General features: G+C 55.0%; 24 protein-coding genes. 8 read left to right on the top strand and 16 right to left on the bottom strand.

From position 1 onward, the window contains the following. Window positions 1-2: 2 nt before the first annotated feature. Genes gspF through gspC form a run of 4 tightly spaced genes read right to left on the bottom strand, consistent with a single transcriptional unit; the run spans window position 3 to window position 5,375 of the window. Window positions 3-1,211: a type II secretion system inner membrane protein GspF gene (gene gspF / locus OGY07_RS17255; protein ID WP_286601977.1), complete on the bottom strand. Its 1,209-nt coding sequence runs from the start codon at window positions 1,209-1,211 to the stop codon at window positions 3-5. Further along, window positions 1,211-2,689, bottom strand: a complete 1,479-nt coding sequence (gene gspE, locus OGY07_RS17260) for a type II secretion system ATPase GspE (RefSeq protein ID WP_286601984.1) — start codon at window positions 2,687-2,689, stop codon at window positions 1,211-1,213. Before gspE ends, gspF begins: the two co-directional genes overlap by 1 nt. A gap of 12 nt (window positions 2,690-2,701) precedes the next feature. After that, entirely contained in the window at window positions 2,702-4,630 is a 1,929-nt protein-coding gene (gene gspD / locus OGY07_RS17265; protein WP_042284908.1) for a type II secretion system secretin GspD, read from the bottom strand. A 13-nt stretch (window positions 4,631-4,643) separates the two neighbouring features. Beyond that, window positions 4,644-5,375: a type II secretion system protein GspC gene (gene gspC, locus OGY07_RS17270; RefSeq protein ID WP_042286188.1), complete on the bottom strand. Its 732-nt coding sequence runs from the start codon at window positions 5,373-5,375 to the stop codon at window positions 4,644-4,646. A gap of 302 nt (window positions 5,376-5,677) precedes the next feature. Here gspC and OGY07_RS17275 point away from each other — a divergent pair, with 302 nt between their 5' ends. Together OGY07_RS17275 and OGY07_RS17280 are read left to right on the top strand one after the other, a co-directional pair. Beyond that, a complete protein-coding gene (locus OGY07_RS17275) occupies window positions 5,678-7,255 on the top strand; it encodes an ExeA family protein (RefSeq protein ID WP_060569874.1) in 1,578 nt (525 codons plus the stop codon). After that, window positions 7,255-7,848, top strand: a complete 594-nt coding sequence (locus tag OGY07_RS17280; RefSeq protein WP_286601987.1) for a type II secretion system protein GspB, cryptic system variant — start codon at window positions 7,255-7,257, stop codon at window positions 7,846-7,848. Before OGY07_RS17275 ends, OGY07_RS17280 begins: the two co-directional genes overlap by 1 nt. 86 nt (window positions 7,849-7,934) lie before the next feature. On the opposite strand, the gene OGY07_RS17285 is transcribed toward OGY07_RS17280, so the two are convergent. The 3 genes from OGY07_RS17285 to OGY07_RS17295 form a co-directional block, all read right to left on the bottom strand. After that, entirely contained in the window at window positions 7,935-8,558 is a 624-nt protein-coding gene (locus OGY07_RS17285; protein ID WP_042284916.1) for a helix-turn-helix domain-containing protein, read from the bottom strand. A 281-nt stretch (window positions 8,559-8,839) separates the two neighbouring features. Further along, window positions 8,840-9,670, bottom strand: coding sequence for an N-acetylmuramoyl-L-alanine amidase (locus tag OGY07_RS17290; protein WP_286601990.1), 831 nt, complete (start codon window positions 9,668-9,670; stop codon window positions 8,840-8,842). Then, window positions 9,667-9,990, bottom strand: a complete 324-nt coding sequence (locus OGY07_RS17295; protein ID WP_042284921.1) for a heavy metal-binding domain-containing protein — start codon at window positions 9,988-9,990, stop codon at window positions 9,667-9,669. Before OGY07_RS17295 ends, OGY07_RS17290 begins: the two co-directional genes overlap by 4 nt. A gap of 155 nt (window positions 9,991-10,145) precedes the next feature. On the opposite strand from OGY07_RS17295, the gene OGY07_RS17300 reads away from it, so the two are divergent. From OGY07_RS17300 to artJ, 6 genes are all read left to right on the top strand, one after another. Next, entirely contained in the window at window positions 10,146-10,661 is a 516-nt protein-coding gene (locus OGY07_RS17300; protein WP_042284925.1) for a lipoprotein, read from the top strand. 275 nt (window positions 10,662-10,936) lie between these two features. Beyond that, window positions 10,937-11,665 carry an arginine ABC transporter ATP-binding protein ArtP gene (artP, locus tag OGY07_RS17305; protein WP_042284928.1) on the top strand — a complete coding sequence of 243 codons (729 nt, stop codon included), beginning with the start codon at window positions 10,937-10,939 and terminating at the stop codon, window positions 11,663-11,665. Window positions 11,666-11,682: 17 nt separating this feature from the next. After that, a complete protein-coding gene (artI, locus tag OGY07_RS17310) occupies window positions 11,683-12,414 on the top strand; it encodes an arginine ABC transporter substrate-binding protein ArtI (RefSeq protein ID WP_060569877.1) in 732 nt (243 codons plus the stop codon). A gap of 6 nt (window positions 12,415-12,420) precedes the next feature. Next, the gene (gene artQ, locus OGY07_RS17315; protein ID WP_199956287.1) at window positions 12,421-13,137 is read left to right on the top strand and encodes an arginine ABC transporter permease ArtQ; all 717 of its coding nucleotides are present in this window, start codon (window positions 12,421-12,423) and stop codon (window positions 13,135-13,137) included. Beyond that, window positions 13,137-13,805, top strand: a complete 669-nt coding sequence (artM, locus tag OGY07_RS17320) for an arginine ABC transporter permease ArtM (RefSeq protein ID WP_181821647.1) — start codon at window positions 13,137-13,139, stop codon at window positions 13,803-13,805. Before artQ ends, artM begins: the two co-directional genes overlap by 1 nt. 172 nt (window positions 13,806-13,977) lie before the next feature. Next, entirely contained in the window at window positions 13,978-14,709 is a 732-nt protein-coding gene (gene artJ / locus OGY07_RS17325) for an arginine ABC transporter substrate-binding protein ArtJ (RefSeq protein ID WP_042284939.1), read from the top strand. Between the two features lie 30 nt (window positions 14,710-14,739). Here the strand turns inward: artJ and rlmC are convergent, their stop codons facing one another. From rlmC to nfsA, 9 genes are all read right to left on the bottom strand, one after another. Then, entirely contained in the window at window positions 14,740-15,870 is a 1,131-nt protein-coding gene (gene rlmC / locus OGY07_RS17330) for a 23S rRNA (uracil(747)-C(5))-methyltransferase RlmC (RefSeq protein WP_286601998.1), read from the bottom strand. A gap of 76 nt (window positions 15,871-15,946) precedes the next feature. Then, window positions 15,947-16,468, bottom strand: a complete 522-nt coding sequence (locus tag OGY07_RS17335) for a YbjO family protein (RefSeq protein ID WP_120714883.1) — start codon at window positions 16,466-16,468, stop codon at window positions 15,947-15,949. Between the two features lie 17 nt (window positions 16,469-16,485). Beyond that, window positions 16,486-17,331, bottom strand: a complete 846-nt coding sequence (gene potI / locus OGY07_RS17340) for a putrescine ABC transporter permease PotI (protein ID WP_042284946.1) — start codon at window positions 17,329-17,331, stop codon at window positions 16,486-16,488. Then, window positions 17,328-18,281 (bottom strand): putrescine ABC transporter permease PotH, encoded by a 954-nt coding sequence (gene potH / locus OGY07_RS17345; RefSeq protein WP_181821651.1) that lies wholly within the window; start codon window positions 18,279-18,281, stop codon window positions 17,328-17,330. Before potH ends, potI begins: the two co-directional genes overlap by 4 nt. Window positions 18,282-18,290: 9 nt before the next feature. Beyond that, window positions 18,291-19,424 (bottom strand): putrescine ABC transporter ATP-binding subunit PotG, encoded by a 1,134-nt coding sequence (gene potG / locus OGY07_RS17350; RefSeq protein ID WP_042284953.1) that lies wholly within the window; start codon window positions 19,422-19,424, stop codon window positions 18,291-18,293. A 106-nt stretch (window positions 19,425-19,530) separates the two neighbouring features. Next, complete coding sequence (potF, locus tag OGY07_RS17355) at window positions 19,531-20,643, bottom strand: spermidine/putrescine ABC transporter substrate-binding protein PotF (RefSeq protein WP_042284956.1); 1,113 nt, start codon at window positions 20,641-20,643, stop codon at window positions 19,531-19,533. Window positions 20,644-21,007: 364 nt separating this feature from the next. Further along, a complete protein-coding gene (locus tag OGY07_RS17360) occupies window positions 21,008-21,484 on the bottom strand; it encodes a YbjN domain-containing protein (protein WP_042284958.1) in 477 nt (158 codons plus the stop codon). Between the two features lie 88 nt (window positions 21,485-21,572). Then, window positions 21,573-22,475 (bottom strand): 30S ribosomal protein S6--L-glutamate ligase, encoded by a 903-nt coding sequence (gene rimK, locus OGY07_RS17365; RefSeq protein ID WP_042284962.1) that lies wholly within the window; start codon window positions 22,473-22,475, stop codon window positions 21,573-21,575. Window positions 22,476-22,535: 60 nt separating this feature from the next. Continuing rightward, the gene (nfsA, locus tag OGY07_RS17370; RefSeq protein WP_286602002.1) at window positions 22,536-23,258 is read right to left on the bottom strand and encodes a nitroreductase NfsA; all 723 of its coding nucleotides are present in this window, start codon (window positions 23,256-23,258) and stop codon (window positions 22,536-22,538) included. Window positions 23,259-23,262: the final 4 nt, after the last annotated feature.

Genomic DNA, 23,262 nt, shown 5'->3' on the forward strand with positions numbered 1-23,262 from the left:
AATTAACCCACCATATTATTGAGCTGAAGAAGCGGCTGTAATATTGACAGCACGATAAATAAAACCACTGTCGCCATTGTCACCACCAGTGCCGGTTCAAATACCGACAGCGTTAATGTAATTCGATGTTGTAATGCAGATTCCTGGTTTTCCGCTGCCCGATCCATTAATCCGCCGAGTTCGCCGCTCTCTTCGCCGGAGGCGATCATGTACAACATGGTTGGCGGAAATAATTTCGCCTGTTCCAGCGCGTTATATAACGACGCGCCCTGGCGTACCGTGTCCGCCGCCTGCTCCAGCGCCTGCCGGGCATACAGGTTTTCAATCCCGTCCATCGCGATATACATCCCTTCCAGCAGCGGGACGCTGCTGGCCTGAAGGATGCTCAGCGTGCGGATGTAGCGGGCGCTGTTAATGGCGCAGACCAGTTTTTTCAGCGGCGAGCCGTTCACCAGCCAGCGGTGATAAACAAAGCGGTTGCTCTCTTTTTTAAGCCAGGCCTTAAAACCGACACCCCCGCCCACCAAGCCGCCGCCGATCACCATGCCGTAAGCCTGCAAAAAGTCGCTCACCGCGATCAGCGTGCGGGTGGTGATCGGCAATTGCTGTTTCATGTGGACAAACTGTTCGATCACCTGCGGCACTACCGCCACCAGCAGTATGGAGATGACCGCAATCGCCACCACCGTCAGGGTGATCGGATACACCATCGCCTGCGACAACTTGCTTTTCATTTTTTGTCGTTGTTCGTTGTACTCCGCCAGCTTTTCCAGCACATCACCCAGATGGCCGGTTTTTTCGCCCGCCATCACCAGGGTACAGTAAAGCTTGTCAAAGGTGCGGGAATACTGGCTAAACGCGTCGAACAAGGTGTGCCCTTCCACCACCTTTTCGCGGATGTCAGTGACCATCGCCGCCAGCTTTTTGTCTTCCGTCTGTCTGGCAATCGCCTTCAACGCGCTTTCCAGCGGTAGCGCGGCGTTCACCAGCGTCGACAGTTGGCGGGTAAACATCGACAGCACCGGCGTGGCGAGTTTCACCCCTTTTCGGGCGCTTTTCCCGGCGGCCTGTTCGCGGGTAACGGAGATGGTCACCGGCATCAGCTTTTGCTCACGCAGGGTCTGGCGAACCTGTTTCGGTCCGTCGGCCTGCAGCGTGCCGCGCCGGGTTTTCCCGGCGGCGTCGGTGGCGGTCCAGGCATACCATGCCATTATTCGTCTCCTCCGCGCTCGGCGGTGACGCGCATCACCTCTTCCAGCGATGTGACGCCGGAAATCACCTTCAGCAGACCGTTCTCGCGCAGACTCCAGGCCTCTTTAAACATCTGCGTCTCGATGGACATTTCATCCTGGTCTTCGTGGATAGCGCGACGCATGGCGCTGTCGACCACCAGAAATTCATGGATCCCGGCGCGTCCCTGGTAACCGCTCTGGCGGCACTGCTCACAGCCCACTGAGCGATAAATCGCCTTCGGTGGTTTTTCCATAAACGTGAACAGCGCTTTTTCATTGTCTTCCAGCGGACTGCTTTGCCGGCAGTGGGGGCACAACCGGCGAACCAGACGCTGGGCAATGACGCCAAGAAGCGATGAACCAATTAAAAACGACTCCAGCCCCATATCGCGCAAACGGGTAATCGCCCCCGCCGCGCTGTTGGTATGCAGCGTAGACATGACCAGATGACCGGTCAGCGACGCCTGCACCGCGATCTGCGCGGTTTCGCCGTCACGAATTTCCCCGATCATCACCACATCCGGATCCTGACGCAGGATTGCGCGCAGGCCGCGGGCAAAGGTCATGTCCACGCGCGGGTTGACCTGGGTCTGCCCCACCCCTTCCAGCTCGTATTCGATCGGGTCTTCGACGGTCAGAATGTTGCGTTCATGACCGTTGAGCGCCGACAAAATGGCGTACAACGTGGTGCTTTTACCGGACCCCGTCGGCCCGGTGACCAGGATAATGCCGTGCGGACGCGCGATCAGCCCTTTCAGCCTGACCAGTTCCTCCTCGATCAGCCCGAGTTTGTTGATATCCGGCTTAAGATTGCTTTTGTCCAGCAAACGCATCACCACGCGCTCGCCGTACTGCGATGGAATGGTGGAAACACGCACATCCACCGCTTTACGTCCGATCCGCAAAGAGATACGGCCATCCTGCGGCAGACGTTTCTCGGCGATATCGAGCTTTGACATGACTTTGATACGTGACACCAGCAGCGGCGCCAGCTTGCGCGCGGGCTGTAACACCGGGCGCAGGACGCCATCGACGCGAAACCGGATGCTCAATGTGCGTTCGAAGGTTTCGATATGGATATCCGACGCGCCGTCTTTCACCGCTTCGCCAAGAATGGCGTTGATCAGACGGATCACCGGTGAATTTTCATCATTATCAAGCAGATCTTCGTTGTCCGGGATCTCCTCGGTGAGCGCCATCAGATCGATATCCGCGTCCATATCATCAACCAACTGCTGCGACACGCCGCTGTTCTGTTGCCAGATTTTCGCCAGCATTTCGTCGAACGCCTCTGCCGTCACCACCGTTGGGGTGAAGGCATGGCCCAGCGCCCGCCGCATTTCCAGCAACGCAAACGCAGGCGCGTTTTCACGGATATACACTGTGTTGTTATGGATCAGCACGCCGTTATCTTTGGCGAAGCTGCTGCTGCATAACTGTTTGCTGAGTTCGTCCATGCCGCCTCCGCCTTATTCTTTAAACGGGTTGCGGGAGGTGGACGGCGTGGCGCGGGTTTTCACTGGCGCGGCGTCGGGAGTCGGAAACGCGGGTAAAACAGCGTTGTCGCCCGGCTCCAGAATACCCAGTTTTTTCTCTTCCATACGCTGCAGCTGACGGGCGCGAACCTGGTCGTATTTCTCTTTCGACGCCGCGCTGTAGTTGTCGTCGTCGCGCAACACGGTGGTATGGATAAACACCATCAGGTTACGCTTAGAGGTATCCTGGGAGGTATAGCGGAACAGTTGTCCAACCAGCGGAATGTCGCCCAGCAGCGGCACCTTCGAAACGTTCTGCTTGGTGACGTTCTCAATAAGGCCGCCCAGTACCACTGTTTGTCCGCTGTGCACCATCACTTCGTTATTGATAGTGCGGGTATTAAACGTTGGGCCTAACGAAGAATCCTCGGTAGAGCTGGCATCCACACTGGAGACTTCTTGCTCAATCTTCATGTGAATCATGTCGCCGTCGTTAATCTGCGGCAGGATCTTGAGTTTGGTACCGACGGTTTTACGCTCAACGGTGTTAAACACATTGTCGCCCGTGGTGGTCTGCGATCCCGACAGCACCGGCACGTCCTGCCCAACGTTAAATGACGCTTCTTTGTTATCCAGCGTCACCACGCTCGGCGTGGACAGAATGTCGTTTTTGCCGTTGGTGGACAGCGCGGTCATCAGCGCGCCAAAGTCGCCGTTGAAGAAGCCGGTCGCCATCCCGGTGAAGCTCACCCCTTTCATACTGCCGTCTTTAATTTGACTGATTGGCAGGCCGGTTGCGCCAAACTGTACCCCGCCGTGTTTCCCTGTCCACTGCACGCCGAGATCGGTTCCCGCGCCATCCTGCACTTCGGCGATGATCGCTTCCACCAGCACCTGCGGACGGCGGATGTCCAGCTTGTCGATCACTTTTTCCAGCGAGTTCATTACGTTAGGCTGGGCGGTAATCACCAGCGAGTTGGTGGACTCGTCGGCGGTAATGTTCAGTTCGTTATTGGCGGTGGCCGTTTTACTTTTCGTGGCCCCCGGCTTGTCCTTCAACTGCTCGCCAATGCCGGTGAGCACAGGCACCACCTTCGCGGCGTTAGCATATTTGAGATAAAAGACACGGGTATTGCCTTCGTTACTTTGCTCGCGATCCAACTGGGCGATCAGCGCGCGCGTACGCGTGCGCGCCTCTTCGCTGCCGCTGATCACCAGGCTGTTGGTTTCATCATCAGAGACCACTTTGGTAGCCAGCTGCGGCGCGTTCTGCCCTTTTTGTTCTTCGTTGTTGAGGTTATTCAACATGTCCGAAAGTTCTTTGGCGGAAGCATAGTGCAGCGGAACGATTTCGCGGCGCTGCACGCCGGAACGATCCACGCGCTGCACCAGATCCACCAGCCGGTTCACTACCGAAGCTTTGCCGGTCAGCAGCAGCACGTTAGAGGGTTCGAAATGCACCACGTTGCCGATCCCGGTGGCGTCATTAAGCTGGCGAAGCAGCGGCGCCAGTTCGCGTACCGGCACGTTTTCCATGCGCACAACGCGGGTAATTATTTCATCGCCTTTGCCCGGATTTTGGCTGTCGGCAATCGGCGCGCCTGCGGTTCTTGCCACCGCAGACCGCACCACTTTTATCATGCCGTTATCCATCGGAATAACGGAAAGGCCATACAGGTCCAGGACGCTAAGAAAGAACTGATAGTATTCTTCTTCCGTTAATACGTTATACGTACGGACCGATACATTTCCCTGTACGGAAGGATCGACAAGAATCGTTTTATTCAGATTACGACCTACCGTATCGATAAACTCACGGATATCGGTGTTTTTAAAACTGGCGCTAAAATTCGCAGCAAATAGCGACCCGGAGTATAAAGCCAGGGTTGTCAGCGTCACACACGCCCAGGGAAATTTCTTCATGATCGTTCACTTGTTAATTATTTAAAACATTAACCTGAATATTTTCCAGGTGCGTATTCCGTTTCACCACTATTGCCGCCTGTTTCATCGTTGACCAGTTGGCGATAATACTTTTGGCCTGTGCGGCCTGAGTCATGTCAACAGAATTAACTCTTACAACCACATCGCCCTTTTTTAGCCCCATGTCGTGAAAAAAGGGCGAGGCGTCGCGGGGATTAATTTCGTAGCCTTCCAGCTGACCTTTTTCAATATGCGGTTTCAACACCAACCGATCGTTAAGATGCAGGCTTTCCGCGCCTGCGTCCGCGGTAGGTTTTGCCACCGGTCCGCTCTCTACGCCGCCTTTAAAGTAGTCCGGCTTTTTTAGCGCCAGTACTTGCGTAGTACCTTCGTAATTAACCACCACATTATCATTGTTAATTTCCTCAAGGTACGCATCATTAAAGCCCACCAGCGTTTCACCTTCGCGATAACTTTTTTGTCCTGCCGGTGTTTTGATAACGGCAAAAGAGAGCCATTTTTCATCGCTACTGACGATGCCCTCAATTTCTGCGGACAACGGGGTTTTTACTGCCACGGGAGAATTCGCTTGCCAGACGGCAGGCTGAAACAGGGCAAATTCCTTTTCTGTGTCACGCGTATTCCGCACTTTATTTTTGGCGGCATCTAACTTATTCGTAACTTTTCTATAATCTTTATAGACGACATACCCCTGATGCCCGCTAAATATTAGCAAGAGAAACATCACGCAGGGTGCAATCAGTCTGGAATAAAGTTGCATCCTCATTCTTCAACTGCCTTAAATAACACTGAATTTCGCAGCATCGGGCTGCGCCAATATGTGAAATGAATACTACTGAGAAGATTGAACAGCGACCATCTGCAATATCAGCAACTTTACAGGAAAAAATCGTTGACGCTTTTTTAGGTTGATGCTAACCCGAAAAAAATGAGGTTCATTTTCTCCTGTACAGAGTTTGCTCAGCCATCGCCCTTCCTTTATTTTTTCGCCAACGTTTTTGAAAGCCAAGTGCGCCGTGAGTCATCATGTATCTGAACCATTTTAAATTTACCAGCCAGCCGTATGGCAGCGTGACCCGACGTCCGGGGATGTTTTTAATTCCGTATCTCCAGGATATTTTTGGTCTGTTGCTGGCGAAAATAAAGACTCCGGGCATGATGGGCCTGTTTTCCGCCGAGCCGGAATTGCTCAGTGCGTTCATTGAAAATTTGCGCGAACAGCACCCGTGCGCACAAACCCTCAACGCCTTTCCGAAGCTGAGCGGCAATACCCTGCTGTACAAGCTCAATCCGGCCACGCAAACGAGCAAGAATAAATTACACGCCGTGGATGCTGTGCTGCGTCTCTGGCAGGAAGAATCGCCTTCGCGACGCCAGAAAGGCAAGCTGCTGATGATCTCCACGGCGGAAGCGATCAAGGACAACTGCTGGGACGTGCTGGCGATGCTGCTGGTGCGTGCCGAAGAGTCCGGCTTCCCGCTGACCATCCTGCTGACCGGCAGCCCCGAACAAGAGTCACGCCTGCTCAACCACTCCGGGCTGCGCTCACGGGTTCATACCTGCCATACGCTGCGCCCGCTAACCTGCGGCGAATTCCATGCCTACGTCGAGGCGCAGACCGAAGCGCATCAGGCGGAGACGTCGCCGTTGACGCCCGCCCGTGTGCGACGGATGCACGCGCTGACCAGAGGCCAGGTGAGCCAGTTGAACAAGCTGGCGCACCTGGCGATGCTCGCGGCCTGGACCGAACGCGCGGCCACCGTTTCACCGCGTCATTTACGTTTAGCCGCAGGCGAAATCATTCCCGCCAGGCCGCGCGGTCGCCGGTTCGCCGCCATGGGTCTGCTGACCTCGGTGGCGTTCGCCTGCTGCGCCGGGTATTTCTCTTCCGCGCTGACGGCGCATCTTCCCGTCCCCCTGCCGGTGCCTGTCGCCTGGCATAAAACGCAACCGAAGACAGACGGCCCCCGGGAACCGACGATTGAACGCGACGTGGTGAATCTGCCGGATGCCATGCATCAGCTGTACACCATGTGGGGATATGACGCCTCGGCAAACGATGCGTTATGCCAGAACGCCGGACGGGTAAACCTGATGTGCCGGCAGGGAAATGCGTCGCTGGCGGCGCTGGAGAAAGCGGGATATCCGTGGATCGGCGAGCTCAAAACCGGCGATCACCTGAACTATGCCGTCGTGGCGCGGGTAGAAAAAGACACTCTCGATCTGCTGGTCAACAACCGTACCTGGCAGGTGAGCAAACGCTGGTTTAATCAGCATGCCACCGGCAATTACACCCTGCTGCACCGCTTAACGCCGCAGGGGAAAGATGAAATCACCGCCGCCAGCGGCAAAACGGATTTGAACTGGCTGGATCAGGAACTGAGTCAGTTGCTGCACGAGCCCGTCACCCACGCGCAGGGCTGGACTGCCGATCTCGCCAGACGTACCCGCGAATTTCAGGGGAAAACGGGACTGCACGTTGACGGCATCGTCGGCGAAGAGACGCTGATGCAGCTGATGCGTGCCGCCAACAGTACGCCAGGCGTCGTGACGCAAACCGCAACGGTAAATCCGCCAGCGAAAACGCAAGGGAAGCCGCAATAATGTCCACCATTTGTCTTGCTGCTCAACGCAGCTTTGCGACCGGCGAGGCGGTCTATTTTTCCTACCGCCTGCCCACTATCCGGAAAAAAGTCTTTCAGACCCTGTTCTGGCTCATGACGCTGTTTGCTTTTGTCGTTGCCGGACTGTATGCGCATATTTACTGGCAGTGCCGACACCCTGCGCCGCCGCCAAAGCCAGTGAAGGTGGTTAACCCCGACGTACACCCGTCTGATATGCATTATGTGTACGTTTCGAAGCCGTTCCCACCGCCAAAACCTGAACCGCTTCCGGCGGCTCAGGCACGTCCTCCTGTTCAGGACGATACGTTGTGGCAAGCCGATGACGACTGGCGGCGGGCGCCTGACGGCGAATTATCCGCTGTGGCGCTGCCGGGCACAGAAAACCAGACGTCGTCCTTGCAGGAACGCTTCCTGCAAGCGCTACAGGAACAAAAAGCGGACTACCAGCAGGGAAAGGTACCGCCTCCCCCCGAGGATGAGACGCTGAACGACTATGACGCCATGCAGAAAACGCGCAGGATGCCGCAGACACCCCAAAATGCCCGGGGCCAACCGCTGCCTGACGACGCCTGATGATTGATATGATGAATGATTTACTGTGCAGAAGGACTAAAAAAGCCTCCACTTCCGTTTCATGAAGGGAGACTCCAGGGAGGATATTAGTATTTTTCAGGCAACGCTTTCATTGTAATTAAGCGTCCCTTTTCTATAACAATATAATTACCTTTTTTCAGATCGGAGAGTATTTTGATGATCGTGCTACGGGCAAAGTTGGTGTATTCCTGAATATAATCATAAACGTTAATATCATAATCATGGTGGGTGATCAGCGCATTGATTTCAATCAGGAACTCACGGATGACGGAATACGCATTGCGGGCGACCAGCATATCATCGCGTTTGCTTAACAGACAAATGTACCAGGATAAGACTTTCGTCAATTCTGGCCATAAATTATTTTCGGTCAAAAGCTGGAAGAACGCCTCTTTCCTGATGGAGCGAACAACCGTGTTAGAGCGCGCCAGACCATACATGTGGGGAGACTGATAGAACATCGCGGAAAGGCCAAAAATGCACTGTCCCTGCAACGTAAACATACACAGTTCGTCCGAGACCCGGCGAAATTCAACCTGCCCGCTAATAATAATATGAATATAATCCGGATCGTCGGTAGTAATTTTCTGCCATTTTTTCAGTTTTCTTTCTTCATACCCTTCAGTGGCGGAAATAATGCACCCCATTTCGGTATGGGGACGTGTTTTTTTACCGTATATACTTAACATTGTTATACCTTACGCAGAATATTGATAATACGTGTGCTTAACCACCGCAGAAATGCGGCTTATAAACAACTGAATCGTTCCTGGTTCCAAAAAGGCAAGTAAAAGAAATAAAAAAGAGAAGAAATAATAGATTTATAATATTTTGAAAAGCATCCTGAAGACGAAATCAATCATAAATGAGACCAATATAAAGTCAATTAATCATAGATTAATTGACTTTTAACTTAGGATTAATCCCATCAGAAAAACCAGGAGGGGCGGCTCTGTCGCGCAGTCTGCGCCTATCCCTGCCCGTATTTCTCTAACAGCGCCTCGGCAATCGCCTGGGTTTGGGCATCCGCGACGCCATTCCATAGCGACGGGCGGAAATGCATCTGAAAGGCCATGATCACCCGCCGCTGCTCGCGCCCGGACATATCAGGCGTGACTTCGTAACCATAGCGCGCCAGTAGGTCCAGCACGCTTGCGGGATCGACAGGCGTATGCGGCGCACGTCCGGCAAGATAAAATTCCACTCGCTGCGGGTCCGGCCAGGCGCCTATCCCTTGCTCCGCAAGCTGCTGCCAGGGAAACAGCGGGCCGGGATCGTCCTTACGCTGCGGCGCGATATCCGCGTGCGCCACCACGTTCTGCGGTTTAATGTCATAACGGGCGACGATCTCTTTCGCCAGCGGTATCAGCGCCTGTATCTGCGCCGGTTCAAATGGCGCAAAGTATTTCTCGCCCGCAGACATCCGCCAGCCGCGGTTTTCCAGCTCGATACCGATTGAGGTGTCGTTGATGCGCGTCGCGCCGCGCCAGAAACTGACGCCTGCATGCCAGGCCAGCTCCTGTTCCGGCACCAGTTGCCAGATACGCGGCTTCCCCCGGTACCGCGGTGGCGCCGACGGGATCAGGTAATGCGAGCTGACATTTTTGTCCGTCAGCGTCGCCAGCGAGGTGCCAAAGTCATCCGCTGTGTAGTGGATCACCAGCACCTTGATGCGTGGATAAGCCGCCTGCGCCTGATGGCGCGTGTCGAGCTGGTATCCGTCTTTGTCGACAATCCCTTTTTCGCTCGCGCAGCCGGTCAGCAGCAGCGCGGCGGCCGCCAGCGACAGTAACGCTCTCATCGACGCGTTTTTACCGCCGTGCCGCTCACGCTGACCATCAGCATACTGCCGTCTTTGCCCACGGTTTCATAGTCGATATCAATACCGACCACCGCATCGGCGCCCAGCGCTTTTGCCTGATCCCCCAGCTCTTCAAAGGCGATTTCCCGCGCTTTTCGCAGCTCTTTTTCATAGGCGCCGGAACGTCCGCCAACGATATCGCGGATACCGGCAAAAAAATCACGGAAGATGTTTGCGCCTAAAATGGCTTCGCCCGTGACCACACCGCAGTATTCCACGATGCTTTGTCCTTCCAGAGTGGGGGTGGTTGAAAACTGCATAATTACGCTCCTTTACTCAGCCATTGGCAAAATCATAAGGGATCGGGGCATAAGCGCACGATCGCAAAAGCATTATCAGACCGATACACTATTATTGAAAGGTTATAACTGAATAATGTAGAAGACTATTAGCAGAAGCTTATAAGGAAATCACTATGCGCTATTCGAAACTCTCCCTGCTTATCCCCTGCGCGCTGCTTCTCAGTGCCTGCACCACCGTCACGCCGGCCTACAAAGATAACGGACCGCGTGCAGGCGCCTGCGTGGAGGGAGGCCCGGACGATGTGGCTCAACAATTCTATGACTATCGCATTCAGCACCGCAGCAATGACCTTACCGCCCTGCGCCCATACCTGAGCGATAACCTGGCGAAACTGCTGTCTGACGCCAGCCGCGACGGCCAGCATCGTCAGCTTTTGAGCAGCGATCCCTTCTCCAGCCGCGCAACGCCGCCGGACAGCGCAAACGTCGCCAGCGCGTCGACCATTCCGAACCGGGACGCGCGCAATATTCCGCTGCGCGTGGAGCTGAAACAGGGCGAGCAGCGCTGGCAGGATGAAGTATTGATGATTCATGAAGGTCAGTGCTGGGTGATTGACGATGTGCGCTACCTCGGCGGCAGCGTCCATGCGCCAGCCGGAACCCTGCGCCAGTCGGTTGAGAACCGTTAATTTTTGACGTTACAGGCCGGATGGCTGCGCATTGTTTTATCCGGCCTACACGCAGTCCCACATCATTTTTTTCCTTTCTCGCGTAAATTGTCTGGCATTCTTCACAGAATGCCGACAATCATGCTTGCGCCATCTTGCCGCCGCTATTTTGTGCTATGTTTAAGGGGAAATGCGCGCTATATTTAACTTTTAAAGCATAAATATTGCATAACTATTCTGCCAAAGGTACTATCTGCGGCTTCAATAGCTATCAGACGGCCAGTATACGAGTATCAATGAGTATTCAATTAAACGGCATTAACTGCTTCTACGGCGCGCATCAGGCGCTGTTCGATATCACGCTGGATTGCCCGCAGGGCGAAACGCTGGTGTTGCTTGGCCCAAGCGGGGCGGGTAAAAGCTCGCTGCTGCGCGTACTCAACCTTCTGGAGATGCCGCGGTCCGGTACGCTGGACATTGCGGGCAACCATTTCGACTTCCGTAAGACGCCGTCAGACAAAGCCATTCGCGATCTGCGCCAGAATGTCGGCATGGTCTTTCAGCAGTACAATCTGTGGCCGCATCTGACCGTACAGCAAAACCTTATCGAAGCGCCCTGCCGCGTGCTCGGGCTGACGAAAGATCAGGCCTTAGCCCGTGCGGAGAAGCTGCTGGAACGCCTGCGTCTGAAGCCCTACAGCGATCGTTATCCCTTGCACCTTTCTGGCGGCCAGCAGCAGCGCGTCGCCATCGCCCGCGCGCTGATGATGGAACCGCAGGTGTTGCTGTTTGACGAACCCACAGCCGCGCTGGATCCGGAAATCACCGCGCAAATCGTCAGTATCATTCGTGAACTGGCGGAAACGAATATTACTCAGGTGATCGTGACGCACGAAGTGGAAGTGGCGCGGAAAACCGCCAGCCGCGTGGTGTATATGGAAAACGGTCACATCGTCGAGCTGGGTGATGCGGGGTGCTTCGCCAACCCGCAGACCGATGCGTTTAAAAACTATCTCTCTCACTAAGATTCGGGACAACGACAATGAAAAAAGTTCTGATTGCCGCGCTTATCGCTGGCTTTAGCCTTTCTGCAACAGCAGCACAGACCATTCGTTTTGCGACCGAAGCATCCTACCCTCCGTTCGAGTCGATGGATGCGAATAACAAAATCGTCGGTTTCGACGTCGACCTGGCCAATGCGCTGTGTAAAGAGATTGACGCCACCTGTACGTTCACCAACCAGGCGTTTGACAGCCTGATCCCCAGTCTGAAGTTCCGCCGCTTCGATGCGGTTATGGCCGGGATGGACATCACGCCGGAGCGCGAAAAACAGGTGCTGTTCACCACGCCGTATTATGACAACTCCGCTCTATTTATTGGCCAGCAGGGTAAATTCTCCAGCGTGGATCAGTTGAAAGGCAAAAAAGTGGGCGTGCAGAACGGCACCACTCACCAGAAGTTCATTATGGATAAGCACCCGGAAATTACGACCGTTCCTTACGACAGCTATCAGAACGCGAAGCTGGATCTGCAAAACGGACGTATTGACGGCGTATTCGGCGACACCGCGGTGGTTACCGAATGGCTGAAGGATAATCCGAAGCTGGCGGCGGTTGGCGACAAAGTGACGGATAAAGACTACTTCGGCACCGGCCTCGGCATCGCTGTCCGTCAGGGCAACACCGAGCTGCAGCAGAAATTTAACGCTGCGCTGGAAAAAGTGAAAAAAGATGGCACTTACGAAACCATCTATAACAAATGGTTCCAGAAGTAAGCCTTGATGAACGAATTTTTTCCGTTAGCAAGCGCCGCCGGGATGACCGTCGGCCTTGCCGTTTGCGCGCTGATCCTCGGCCTTGCGTTGGCGATGTTTTTCGCCGTCTGGGAGTCAGTTAAATGGCGTCCGGTCGCGTGGACCGGCTCAGCGCTGGTGACGATTTTACGCGGCCTGCCGGAAATTCTGGTGGTGCTGTTTATTTATTTCGGCTCCTCTCAACTGCTGCTGACGCTCTCTGACGGCTTTACCGTTAATCTGGGCGTCGTGCAGATCCCGGTACAAATGGAGATCGAAAACTTCGACGTCAGCCCGTTCCTGTGTGGCGTAATTGCCCTTTCGCTGCTGTATGCGGCGTATGCTTCGCAAACCCTGCGCGGCGCGCTGAAAGCGGTACCGATTGGGCAGTGGGAGTCCGGCCAGGCGCTGGGGCTGTCGAAAGCGGCGATCTTCTTCCGCCTGGTGATGCCGCAAATGTGGCGTCATGCCCTGCCTGGTCTGGGTAACCAGTGGTTGGTGCTGCTGAAGGACACCGCGCTGGTCAGTCTGATCAGCGTCAATGATCTGATGCTGCAAACCAAGAGCATTGCGACACGCACCCAGGAGCCGTTTAACTGGTATATTATTGCCGCGGCGATCTATCTGGTGATCACCCTGATAAGTCAGTACATTCTCAAACGCATTGACCTGCGCGCGACACGTTTTGAGCGGAGACCGGGCTGATGTTTGAGTATTTACCTGAACTGTTAAAAGGGCTGCATACCAGCCTGACGCTGACGGTGGCATCCATTGTCGTTGCGCTGCTCCTGTCGCTGATTTTCACCATCGTTCTGACGCTGAAAACGCCGGGGGTGGTCTGGCTGGTGCGCGGCTATATCACGCTGTTTACCGGCACGCCGCTGCTGGTGCAGATCTTCCTGATCTACTACGGACCGGGGCAGTTTCCGTCTTTGCAGGAGTATCCGGTTCTCTGGCATCTGCTGTCCGAGCCGTGGCTGTGCGCGTTGATTGCACTATCGCTGAATAGCGCCGCTTACACCACACAGCTGTTTTACGGTGCGATTCGCGCAATCCCGGAAGGCCAGTGGCAGTCCTGCGGCGCGCTGGGGATGAGCAAAAAAGACACGCTGGCGATTCTGCTGCCTTATGCCTTTAAACGCGCCCTCTCCTCGTATTCTAACGAAGTGGTGCTGGTGTTTAAGAGCACCTCGCTGGCTTACACCATTACGCTGATGGAGGTGATGGGTTACAGCCAGCTCATGTACGGGCGCACCTACGACGTGATGGTATTTGGCGCGGCAGGCGTCATTTACCTCATCGTGAATGGTCTTTTGACGCTGATGATGCGCTTGATCGAACGTAAAGCGCTGGCGTTTGAACGCCGGAATTAACCGTTCAGAAAGTGCATAAATCTGAATACAGAAAACGGACAAGTTGCTAACCTGTCCGTTTTTTTTGTTCCCGTATAAAATATTTAATCATTTATATTGCATATAAATTCAAATACTGGCATTGTAATTCCATGCCGCAGAAACGGCGCTTCATCATAACGGGAGTTCAACCATGAAAAAGTTAGTTCTGGCCGCATTGCTTGCCTCTTTCGCTGTCGGCGCGTCTGCCGCAGAAAAAATCAGCTTCGGGGTTTCCGCCACCTATCCCCCGTTTGAATCCATGGACGCCAATAACCAAATCGTCGGCTTCGATCTCGATCTGGCAAAAGCATTATGTAAGCAGATGCAGGCAGAATGTACCTTTACCAATCATGCCTTTGACAGCCTGATCCCGGCGCTGAAATTCAGAAAATATGATGCCGTCATTTCCGGTATGGATATTACGCCGGAGCGGAGCAAACAGGTCGCCTTTACCCAACCTTACTACGCCAACTCCGCGCTGGTGATTGCCAGGAAAGATGCGTATAAAACCTTTGCCGACCTGAAAGGCAAACGTATTGGCATGGAAAACGGCACCACGCATCAGAAATACCTTCAGGACAAGCACCCGGAAGTCAAAACTGTCGCCTATGACAGCTACCAGAACGCGATTATCGACCTGAAAAATGGCCGTATCGATGGCGTATTCGGCGACACCGCTGTGGTCAACGAATGGCTGAAGAGCAACCCGCAGTTAGGGCCAGGAACAGAAAAAGTGACCGATCCCCAGTATTTCGGCACCGGTCTGGGCATCGCCGTTCGCCCGGATAATAAAGCCCTGTTAGAGAAACTGAACGCCGCGCTGACCGCCATTAAGGCGGACGGCACCTGGCAGAAAATCAACGACCAGTGGTTCCCGCAATAATGATTTACGGCCCGCAATGCGGGCCGTTATTTATGCATTCCGCACCAGCAGCGTTAGCACTTCATAATGGGCGGTGTGAGGGAACATATCGAAAAGCTGCACGCGTTCGGGACGATAACCCGGTAAATCCGCAATGTCTTTTGCCATCGTACGGGCGTTACAACTCGAGTAGATGATAAACGGCGGGGCCATCTCGCTGAGATAATCGCATAGCGCTTTGCCAATCCCGCGACGCGGCGGATTCACCAGCACCAGTTGCGGGGCGCTCTCCTGAGCGGTAGCGAACTGCGTGGAGTCCAGCGCCTGAAAATGCAGATTCGTTAAACCGAGCTCTTTCGCCGACTGCTTCGCGCAGGCAATCGCCTCTGAGGAGATTTCAATCCCGGTTAGCCGCATCTCAGGCGTGGCGCAGTGCAGCCCAAAGCCGCCGACGCCGCAGAACAGATCCCACATATGGTTTACCGGGAGCTGGCGCACCCAGTCACGGGCGGTAGCATAGAGCTGGCTTGCCACCGTCGGGTTGGTCTGGAAAAAACTTTGTGGACGGATCCACAGCGGAACGTCGTTTAAACGCTCCGCCAGCGACGACGGTTCAGTCAGGAAGATCTCCGTCTCCCCTTCCATAATCGCCATGTGCACAGGCTGCAGGTTGACGCTGATGACCTTAAGCTGCGGCAGTTGCGCCTGCAGCGAGGGCAACGCGGCGCGCAGTTGCGCCAGCTTGGTTTCTGAACGCAGCACAAAGCGCAGCATCATGCCGCCATCGTACTGGCTTTCGGTAAGCAATATATATTTCAGCTCGCCACGCTTACGCGCCACGTTGTAGGGCGTTAAGCCCGCCCGGGCAATAAACGGCTTGAGGGCGGCGAAAACGGCAGCAAACGACGGCGGATAAAGAGGACAGTCGCAGAGATCTTCCGGCGTGCCGTCGCGGTGCAGCATCCCGAGCAGCGGTTTTTCCACGCTGCCGCTGACCACCATCTTGGCTTTATTGCGAAAGCCTTGTTCCGGCCCGCTGACTGGCGTGCGCCACTCCCCCACCGGGAAACCGGCAAGCAGATTGTTGAGATCGGCTGTTTTGGCGGAGAGTTGAACGTCAACCGGCTGCGTGATCCACGGGCAGGAGCGGCAGCGGCCGGCGTCATAAAGTGCGCAATACATACGGAAACCTTCAGATGTTCGGGGCGACGATTATACACATTATTCGGGCATTTGTAGGTCGCGCCAGGACGCCGTTTTACTGGAGCTGGAAGAACCGGCGGCTGGTGGCCGGAACAAACAGCAGGCAAAGCACCAACATGTCCGGCAGCTTTTGCATCACCAGGGTATGCAGAATTTCCCGTTTTGACTCACCGGCGATGCTGAATAACTCCGGATACCCGTAGCCTAATGAGGCTGCCCATAAATAGCCCGCGGCGGTCACCTGGGTCAGTAAATAAATCCAGCGCGCCCAGTTGCGCCCTTTTACCAGCGAAAATGCGCACCAGATCTCAATAAACACCAGCACCAGGCTGCTCAAAAAAACCAGCGTCAGACTCCATGTTTGCACGCTGCGATGGATAAATTCGCCAAGCCCCCGAATGCCGAGCGTATTGAATATCATCAGCACGTCGAGGCAACGGATCATTATAATGGCGAGCGCCGCCACCTGCACCAGCGCGGGCACATTTAAACGAGCGTGTGATGAGGACGTTTTTTTGAAGAATCCCAATGTGTGACTTCCCTGAAAAACAGTGCCGCGACATGCGCGGCACTTCACTGGAAATTTTAATTGCTTCAGCCGCGTCTTGCACGCTGGATATCGCGGATTCGCTGTTTTTCCGTGCGCGCCATCAGATACCAGGCGATAAATCCGACAATTCCGACCACCCCGAGGATCAACGTAGCCAGAGCGTTGATTTCCGGGTTCACTCCCATGCGCACGCTGGAGAACACCAGCATCGGCAAGGTCGTCGCGCCGGGACCGGAAACAAAGCTGGCGATCACCAGATCGTCAAGCGACAGCGTAAACGCCAACAGCCAGCCGGAGACGATGGCAGGCATGATCATCGGTAAGGTGATCACGAAGAACACCTTCAGCGGCGTCGCGCCGAGATCCATCGCCGCCTCTTCAATAGATCGATCCAGTTCCCGCAGGCGCGAGGAGATCACCACCGCCACGTAGGCGGTACAGAAGGTGACGTGCGCCAGCCAGATGGTCAACATACCGCGGTCGGACGGCCAGCCGATGGCGTGGGCGAGCGCGACAAACAGCAACAGCAACGAAAGCCCGGTAATGACGTCCGGCATTACCAGCGGCGCAGTAATCATAAAGGCGAAACCGTTGGCGCCGCGAAAACGACCAAAACGCACCAGAACGACAGCGGCAATGGTGCCCAGAATCACCGCCATTGTCGCCGCGCAGGCGGCTATCGTCAGGCTTAAGCCCACGGCGCTCATCATGGCGTCATCGCGAAACAGCTCGCCGTACCAGCGCGTCGACCACCCCGCCCATACCGTCACCAGTTTAGAGCTGTTAAACGAGTAGATCACCAGCATCAGCATCGGCGCATACAAAAACGTAAAGCCCAGCACCAGAATCACGATGCGCCAGGGCGAACGTATTACCGGCAAATTGTTCATCCGTGGACGCCTCCGCTTTTTTGCTGGTGCTTGTGGAACCACATGATCGGAACGATCAGCAGCAACAACATCACGATCGCCACCGCAGAGGCCACCGGCCAGTCACGGTTGTTAAAGAATTCCTGCCACAGCACGCGACCAATCATGATGCTGTCCGGCCCGCCGAGCAGCTCAGGAATGACAAACTCGCCGACAGCCGGAATAAACACCAGCATGGAACCGGCAATAATGCCGCCTTTGGTCAGCGGCACGATCACGCTAAAAAAGGTTTTCAGCGGGCGGGCGCCGAGATCGAGCGAGGCTTCCACCAGCGAATAGTCAATGCGCGTCAGAGCGGTGTAGATCGGCAGCACCATAAACGGCAGATAGGCATACACGATGCCGATATAGACGGCCAGGTTGGTATGCAGGATGGTCAACGGCTGGTCGATAACGCCAAGCCACAGCAGAAAGTTGTTTAACACACCGTTATTTTTCAGGATCCCCATCCACGCATAGACGCGAATAAGAAACGAGGTCCACGACGGCAGGATCACTAACAGCAGCAGGATATTTCGCGTCGACGGCTTGCTGTGGGCCACCGCCCACGCCAGCGGGTATCCCAGCAGCAAGCAGCACAGGGTGGAGATGCCCGCGACCTGCAGCGACTGCAAATAGGCGTCAAAATAAAGCGGATCGTCGGTCAACTGCAGGAAGTTACCGAGGTTAAGAGTGATCGCCAGCTGCCCGTCAGCCCACGCCATCAGCTCGGTGTACGGCGGGATCGCCCTCGCCATTTCCGCAAGGCTGATTTTAAAGACGATCAGAAACGGCAGCAGGAACAGCAGGATCAGCCAGACGTAAGGCAGCGCAATGACCAGTTTACGCCCGTGATTCATCTGCACGCGCGCCAGCCACAGCCGCAAACCGCCAGGCTTTTCTCCGCGTGCCGCAGGTTCAAGTGTACTCATTTTCGCTCCTTAAACCGTCAACACCACGCAGCTATCGGCATCCCAGCACAAACGAACCTCATCGCCCCACGTCGGCAACCCTTTTCGGTAGCGATGGGCGTTCTGAAGCTGGGCGCTGATCATCTGCCCGCTTTTTAAGCGAACGTGGTAAATGGAGAGATCGCCGAGATAAGCGATATGCACCACTTCTCCCACGGCGAAGTTAACGCCATCGGCGGGCGGTTCTTCGCACAGCATGATTTTTTCCGGGCGCAACGCCACATGCACCGGCACGTTGTCCACCACCGAAGCATCGGGATCCACCTTCAGCGGATGCACCAGCCCCGGCGAATCCAGCACCAGGCCATCGTCCTGCCGCGCTTTCAGCACGCCTTCAAACACGTTAACCGAACCGATGAATTCCGCGCTGTAACGGGTGGTCGGATGCTCATAGATCTCCTCTGGCTCACCGATCTGGACAAACTTGCCGCGATTCATAATGGCAATGCGCCCGGCCATGGTCATCGCTTCTTCCTGATCGTGGGTGACCATGACGCAGGTCGCGCCGACGCGCTCGAGTATATCCACCACTTCGAGCTGCATCCGGTCGCGCAATTTTTTGTCCAGCGCCCCCATCGGCTCGTCGAGCAGCAATAATTTAGGCCGTTTTGCCAGGCTTCGCGCCAGCGCCACGCGTTGACGCTGGCCACCGGAAAGCTGATGTGGCTTACGTCTGGCGAACTCCTGCATATGAACCAGCCCCAGCATCTCTTCAACACGGCTGGCGATTTCCGCTTTCGGCAGTTTGTCCTGCTTCAGGCCAAAAGCGATATTCTGCTCGACGGTCATATGGGGAAACAGCGCATAGGACTGAAACATCATATTGACAGGGCGCAGATAGGGCGGGACGTGGGCAAGATCGACGCCGTCCAGCACAATGTGTCCGGCGGTAGGTTGTTCAAAACCTGCCAGCATACGCAGCAGCGTGGATTTCCCGCAGCCCGACGCCCCCAGCAGCGCGAAAATTTCACCTTTGTAGATAGTCAGGCTGACATCGTCGACCGCATGCTGGCCGTCAAAGGATTTTGTCAGGTTACGGATTTCCAGCAGCGGCGTCAGCGCCTTACGGGGTTTCGCCTGCGGGCGAGGTATCGCATCATTCACGAGGTGCTCTCCGGCGTAAATCAAAAATCGTGCAGGCGCCCCCTTTCGGTGCGCCTGATGCCGGGCACGCAATGCGCCACCCGGCCTGTCTCAGACTGACGAAAGGTTACTTACCGCTTTTCACTTTGGTCCATGCGCGGGTACGCACGCGATCGATTTTCGGTTCCTGTACCTTCAGCGTGAACATTTTCGCGCGCACATCGGCGGGCGGATAAATTCCCGGGTTGTCACGCACTTCCGCGCTCACCAGCTTCGTCGCCTCTTTGTTGGCGTTGGCATAAAACACGTGATCGGAGATATGGGCAATGACGTCCGGGCGCAGCAGGTAGTTCAGGAACTGATAGGCTTCCTCTTTGTTTTTGGCGTCGGCGGGCATGGCGAAGACATCAAAGAAGGCCATTGCCCCCTCTTTCGGGATCGAGAAGGAGATATTGACGCCGTTCTTCGCCTCTTTCGCACGATTCGCCGCCTGCCAGACATCGCCTGCCCAGCCAATAGCCACGCAGGTATCGCCGTTCGCCAGATCGTTGATGTATTGCGAAGAGTGGAAATAGCGGATATTCGGGCGCAGTTTGAGCAGCAGATCGGTTGCCGGCCCCGTGTAGTCCTTCGCGTCGGTGCTGTTCGGATCTTTACCCAAATAGTTCAGCACGGTCGCAAACACCTCTTCCGGCGCATCGAGGAAAGAGACGCCGCAGCTTTTTAACTTTTCGAGGTTTTCCGGCTTAAGCACCAGATCCCAGCTGTCCACTGGGGCATCGGCGCCGAGCGCCGCTTTCACTTTCTCGACGTTATAGCCAATGCCGGTCGTCGCCCACATATATGGCATAGCGTATTTGTTTTCCGGATCGTGTTTGGCAACCAGCTTAAGCAGCTCAGGGTCGAGGTTTTTCCAGTCCGGCAGCTTGCTCTTATCCAGCGGTTGAAAAACGCCCGCCGTCAGCTGGCGCTCAAGGAAACTGGCGGACGGCACCACCAGGTCAAAGCCGGTGCTGCCTGCCATCAGTTTGCCTTCCAGCACTTCGTTGGAGTCAAACACGTCGTAGACCACTTTGATCCCGGTCTCTTTTTCAAAATTCGCTACCGTATCCGGCGCGATATAATCAGACCAGTTATAAATATGGAGCGTTTTTTGTTCCGCTGCGAGCGTGCCGGCAGAGACGGCCATCAGAGCGCCCGCAACCAGACCCGATAGCCATTTTTTATTTAAGGCGGTCATAATCTCTTTCCTTATGCAAGTTCGTTAACATACGAACCTAAAAATTTGCACTCAAAGCTATGCAAGAATCGTGCATACTTTGTCATCCGGCACACTCAGGAAAGAACGGACGCTCTCCTGGCCGTTATTGCTCGCTGTTACAGCGCATCGCAAGAATAACTTTAGCCAGGTTTTCAGGCCATAGCCCAGATTAAAAAACGCCTTTTATCAATTTTTTATGCAATTTATGTCTATGTGATAAAGCGAATTGGCGGGAAAGGAGGTGAATAATTCTTTAAAGAAAGGTTAAAAGCAGCATAAAAGCGGGTAATACGCAGCCGCACTGGCAGCGACTGCGCTCTGCACGTTATTCCCTGAAGGGATATCAATGCAGAAAATGGATTTCGCCGTTGCTTTTTTGCGCGTCCTCTTCGGCGGTGTAGAGCATCTGGTGCGCCCCCGCTTCAAGAATGACCATCGAAATCTGCTCCTCGCTCTGACGCACGAACCATTCAAACTGCTCGTAGGTGATGCCGCGCATAACGGATAAAGACTGGCAAACCACCAGCTTTGGCAGATTATCGTCCTGCATATCGAGAAACGCTTTAACCGTGAGAGAGCTGGCGTTGATCGCCGACAAATCCGCCGCCAGCGGCAACAGCGCAGACGGTCTGACTTCCGCCATAGCGGAAAACAGCAACGTGTTATCAACCAGGTCTAATTTGGCGTCGTAAATGCCGTCGAAGTTTTGCATATGCGGTAAGTGCAGCGCCTGACAGGTATCACATTCAAAAAAGCTCATGCCCAGGTCGTCGAGCCATTGTCGCAACGTATCCAGATCGGGAACGACCAGTGATGTCATAATAATGTGCTACCTCTTACGAAAAAAAATACCGGCACAGCTTACGCAAAAAGCGCGCGTCACGCTACGATCATCAGCGATATTCAGATCAGCCACCCGTTTTCAGACAAAAACCCGGCGTCGCGTGGCGCTCGATCCACTGGATCATTCGTCCGGCGATATCGACACCGGTCGTTTTTTCAATGCCTTCCAGACCTGGCGACGCATTGACCTCCATCACCAGCGGACCACGTTCAGCACGTAAAATATCCACCCCTGCGACATCAAGCCCCAGCGTTTGCGCCGCTTTTACCGCAATCTCACGCTCCCGGGGCGTAATGTTGGCGATGCAAGCCACTCCTCCACGATGCAGATTCGAGCGAAAATCGCCCTCCTTCGCCCGGCGTTCAATGGCGGCGACCACTTCGTCCCCCACTACCAGACAGCGAATATCGCGCCCTTTTGCCTCTTTAATATATTCCTGCACCAGAATGTGGGCGTTGAGTCCGCGAAAGGCGTCCACCACGCTTTCCGCCGCCTGGCGAGTTTCCGCCAGCACGACGCCGATCCCCTGGGTTCCTTCCACCAGCTTCACCACCAGCGGCGCGCCGCCGACCATATCGATGAGATCGCTGGTGTCATCCGGCGAGTGCGCAATTCCGGTAACCGGCAGGTCGATGCCCTGGCGCGCCAGCAGCTGCAACGAGCGCAGTTTGTCGCGCGCGCGGGTAATCGCCACGGACTCATTGAGCGGATAGCTCCCGAGCATCTCAAACTGCCGCAGCGCCGCGGTGCCGTAAAAGGTGATCGCAGAACCTATACGCGGGATAACGGCGTCATAATGGGGAAGCCGACGCCCTTTGTAATGAACAGACGACGCCGCCGGGTTGATGTTCATATAACAGGAAAGCGGGTCGAGAATATCAACCAGATGACCGCGCTTCATTGCCGCTTCACGCAGGCGTTTACACGAATAGAGCGTTCCGTCCCGGGACAATATGGCAATCTTCACCCTGCACCTCTCTGAATAACCCGTTCAACGTCCCGCGTATCATACACAGCGGCAACATTTTTAGCGCGTAGCCCACCCCTGTTTATGCAAATATTCCAGAATGAACGGACGGTTTTCTTTGATCAGGGTGCGACGAATATGATCGCTCCAGGTATCGCGGCGGTTATTACTGCCACGGGTGAGATAATATTGCGCCAGCTGTTCGTCATAGTCGGCGAGCGCCGCGTGATCCAGCGGCTGGTAGGCATTTTCATGCACCACGATGGCGGCAGGCAGACGGGGTTTGAGATCCGGATTGTCGGCAGGCCAGCCGAGACACAGGCCAAACAGCGGCAGAACGTGTTTTGGCAAGTTCAGCAGTTCAGTCACCGCCTCAATATTATTGCGCAGACCGCCGATATACACGCCGCCCAGCCCCAGTGATTCTGCTGCGGTCAGCGCGTTTTGCGCCATCATGGCCGTATCGACGACGCCGAGCAGCAGTTGCTCCGCCAGGCCCAATTGGGCGTCGGGGCAAATTTGCAGGTGACGGTTGAAATCGGCGCAAAAAACCCAGAATTCCGCGGCCTGGGCTACGTGCTGTTGTCCACCGGTTAACGGCACCAGCGCCTCACGTAGAGCAACATCGGTGATGCGAATAATCGATGTGCACTGCAAAAAGCTGGAACTTGACGTGGCCTGTGCGCTCGCCAGGATCGCCTCTCGCTGTTCGGGGGTTATCGCCTGGTCGGTGTAATGACGAATTGAACGATGGTGACGAAGCAGATCAATAGTTGGAGTCATGACG

Origin of the sequence: Citrobacter sp. Cs237 (genome assembly GCF_030332325.1) — a bacterium.
In the GTDB taxonomy this organism is placed as follows: domain Bacteria; phylum Pseudomonadota; class Gammaproteobacteria; order Enterobacterales; family Enterobacteriaceae; genus Citrobacter_A; species Citrobacter_A sedlakii.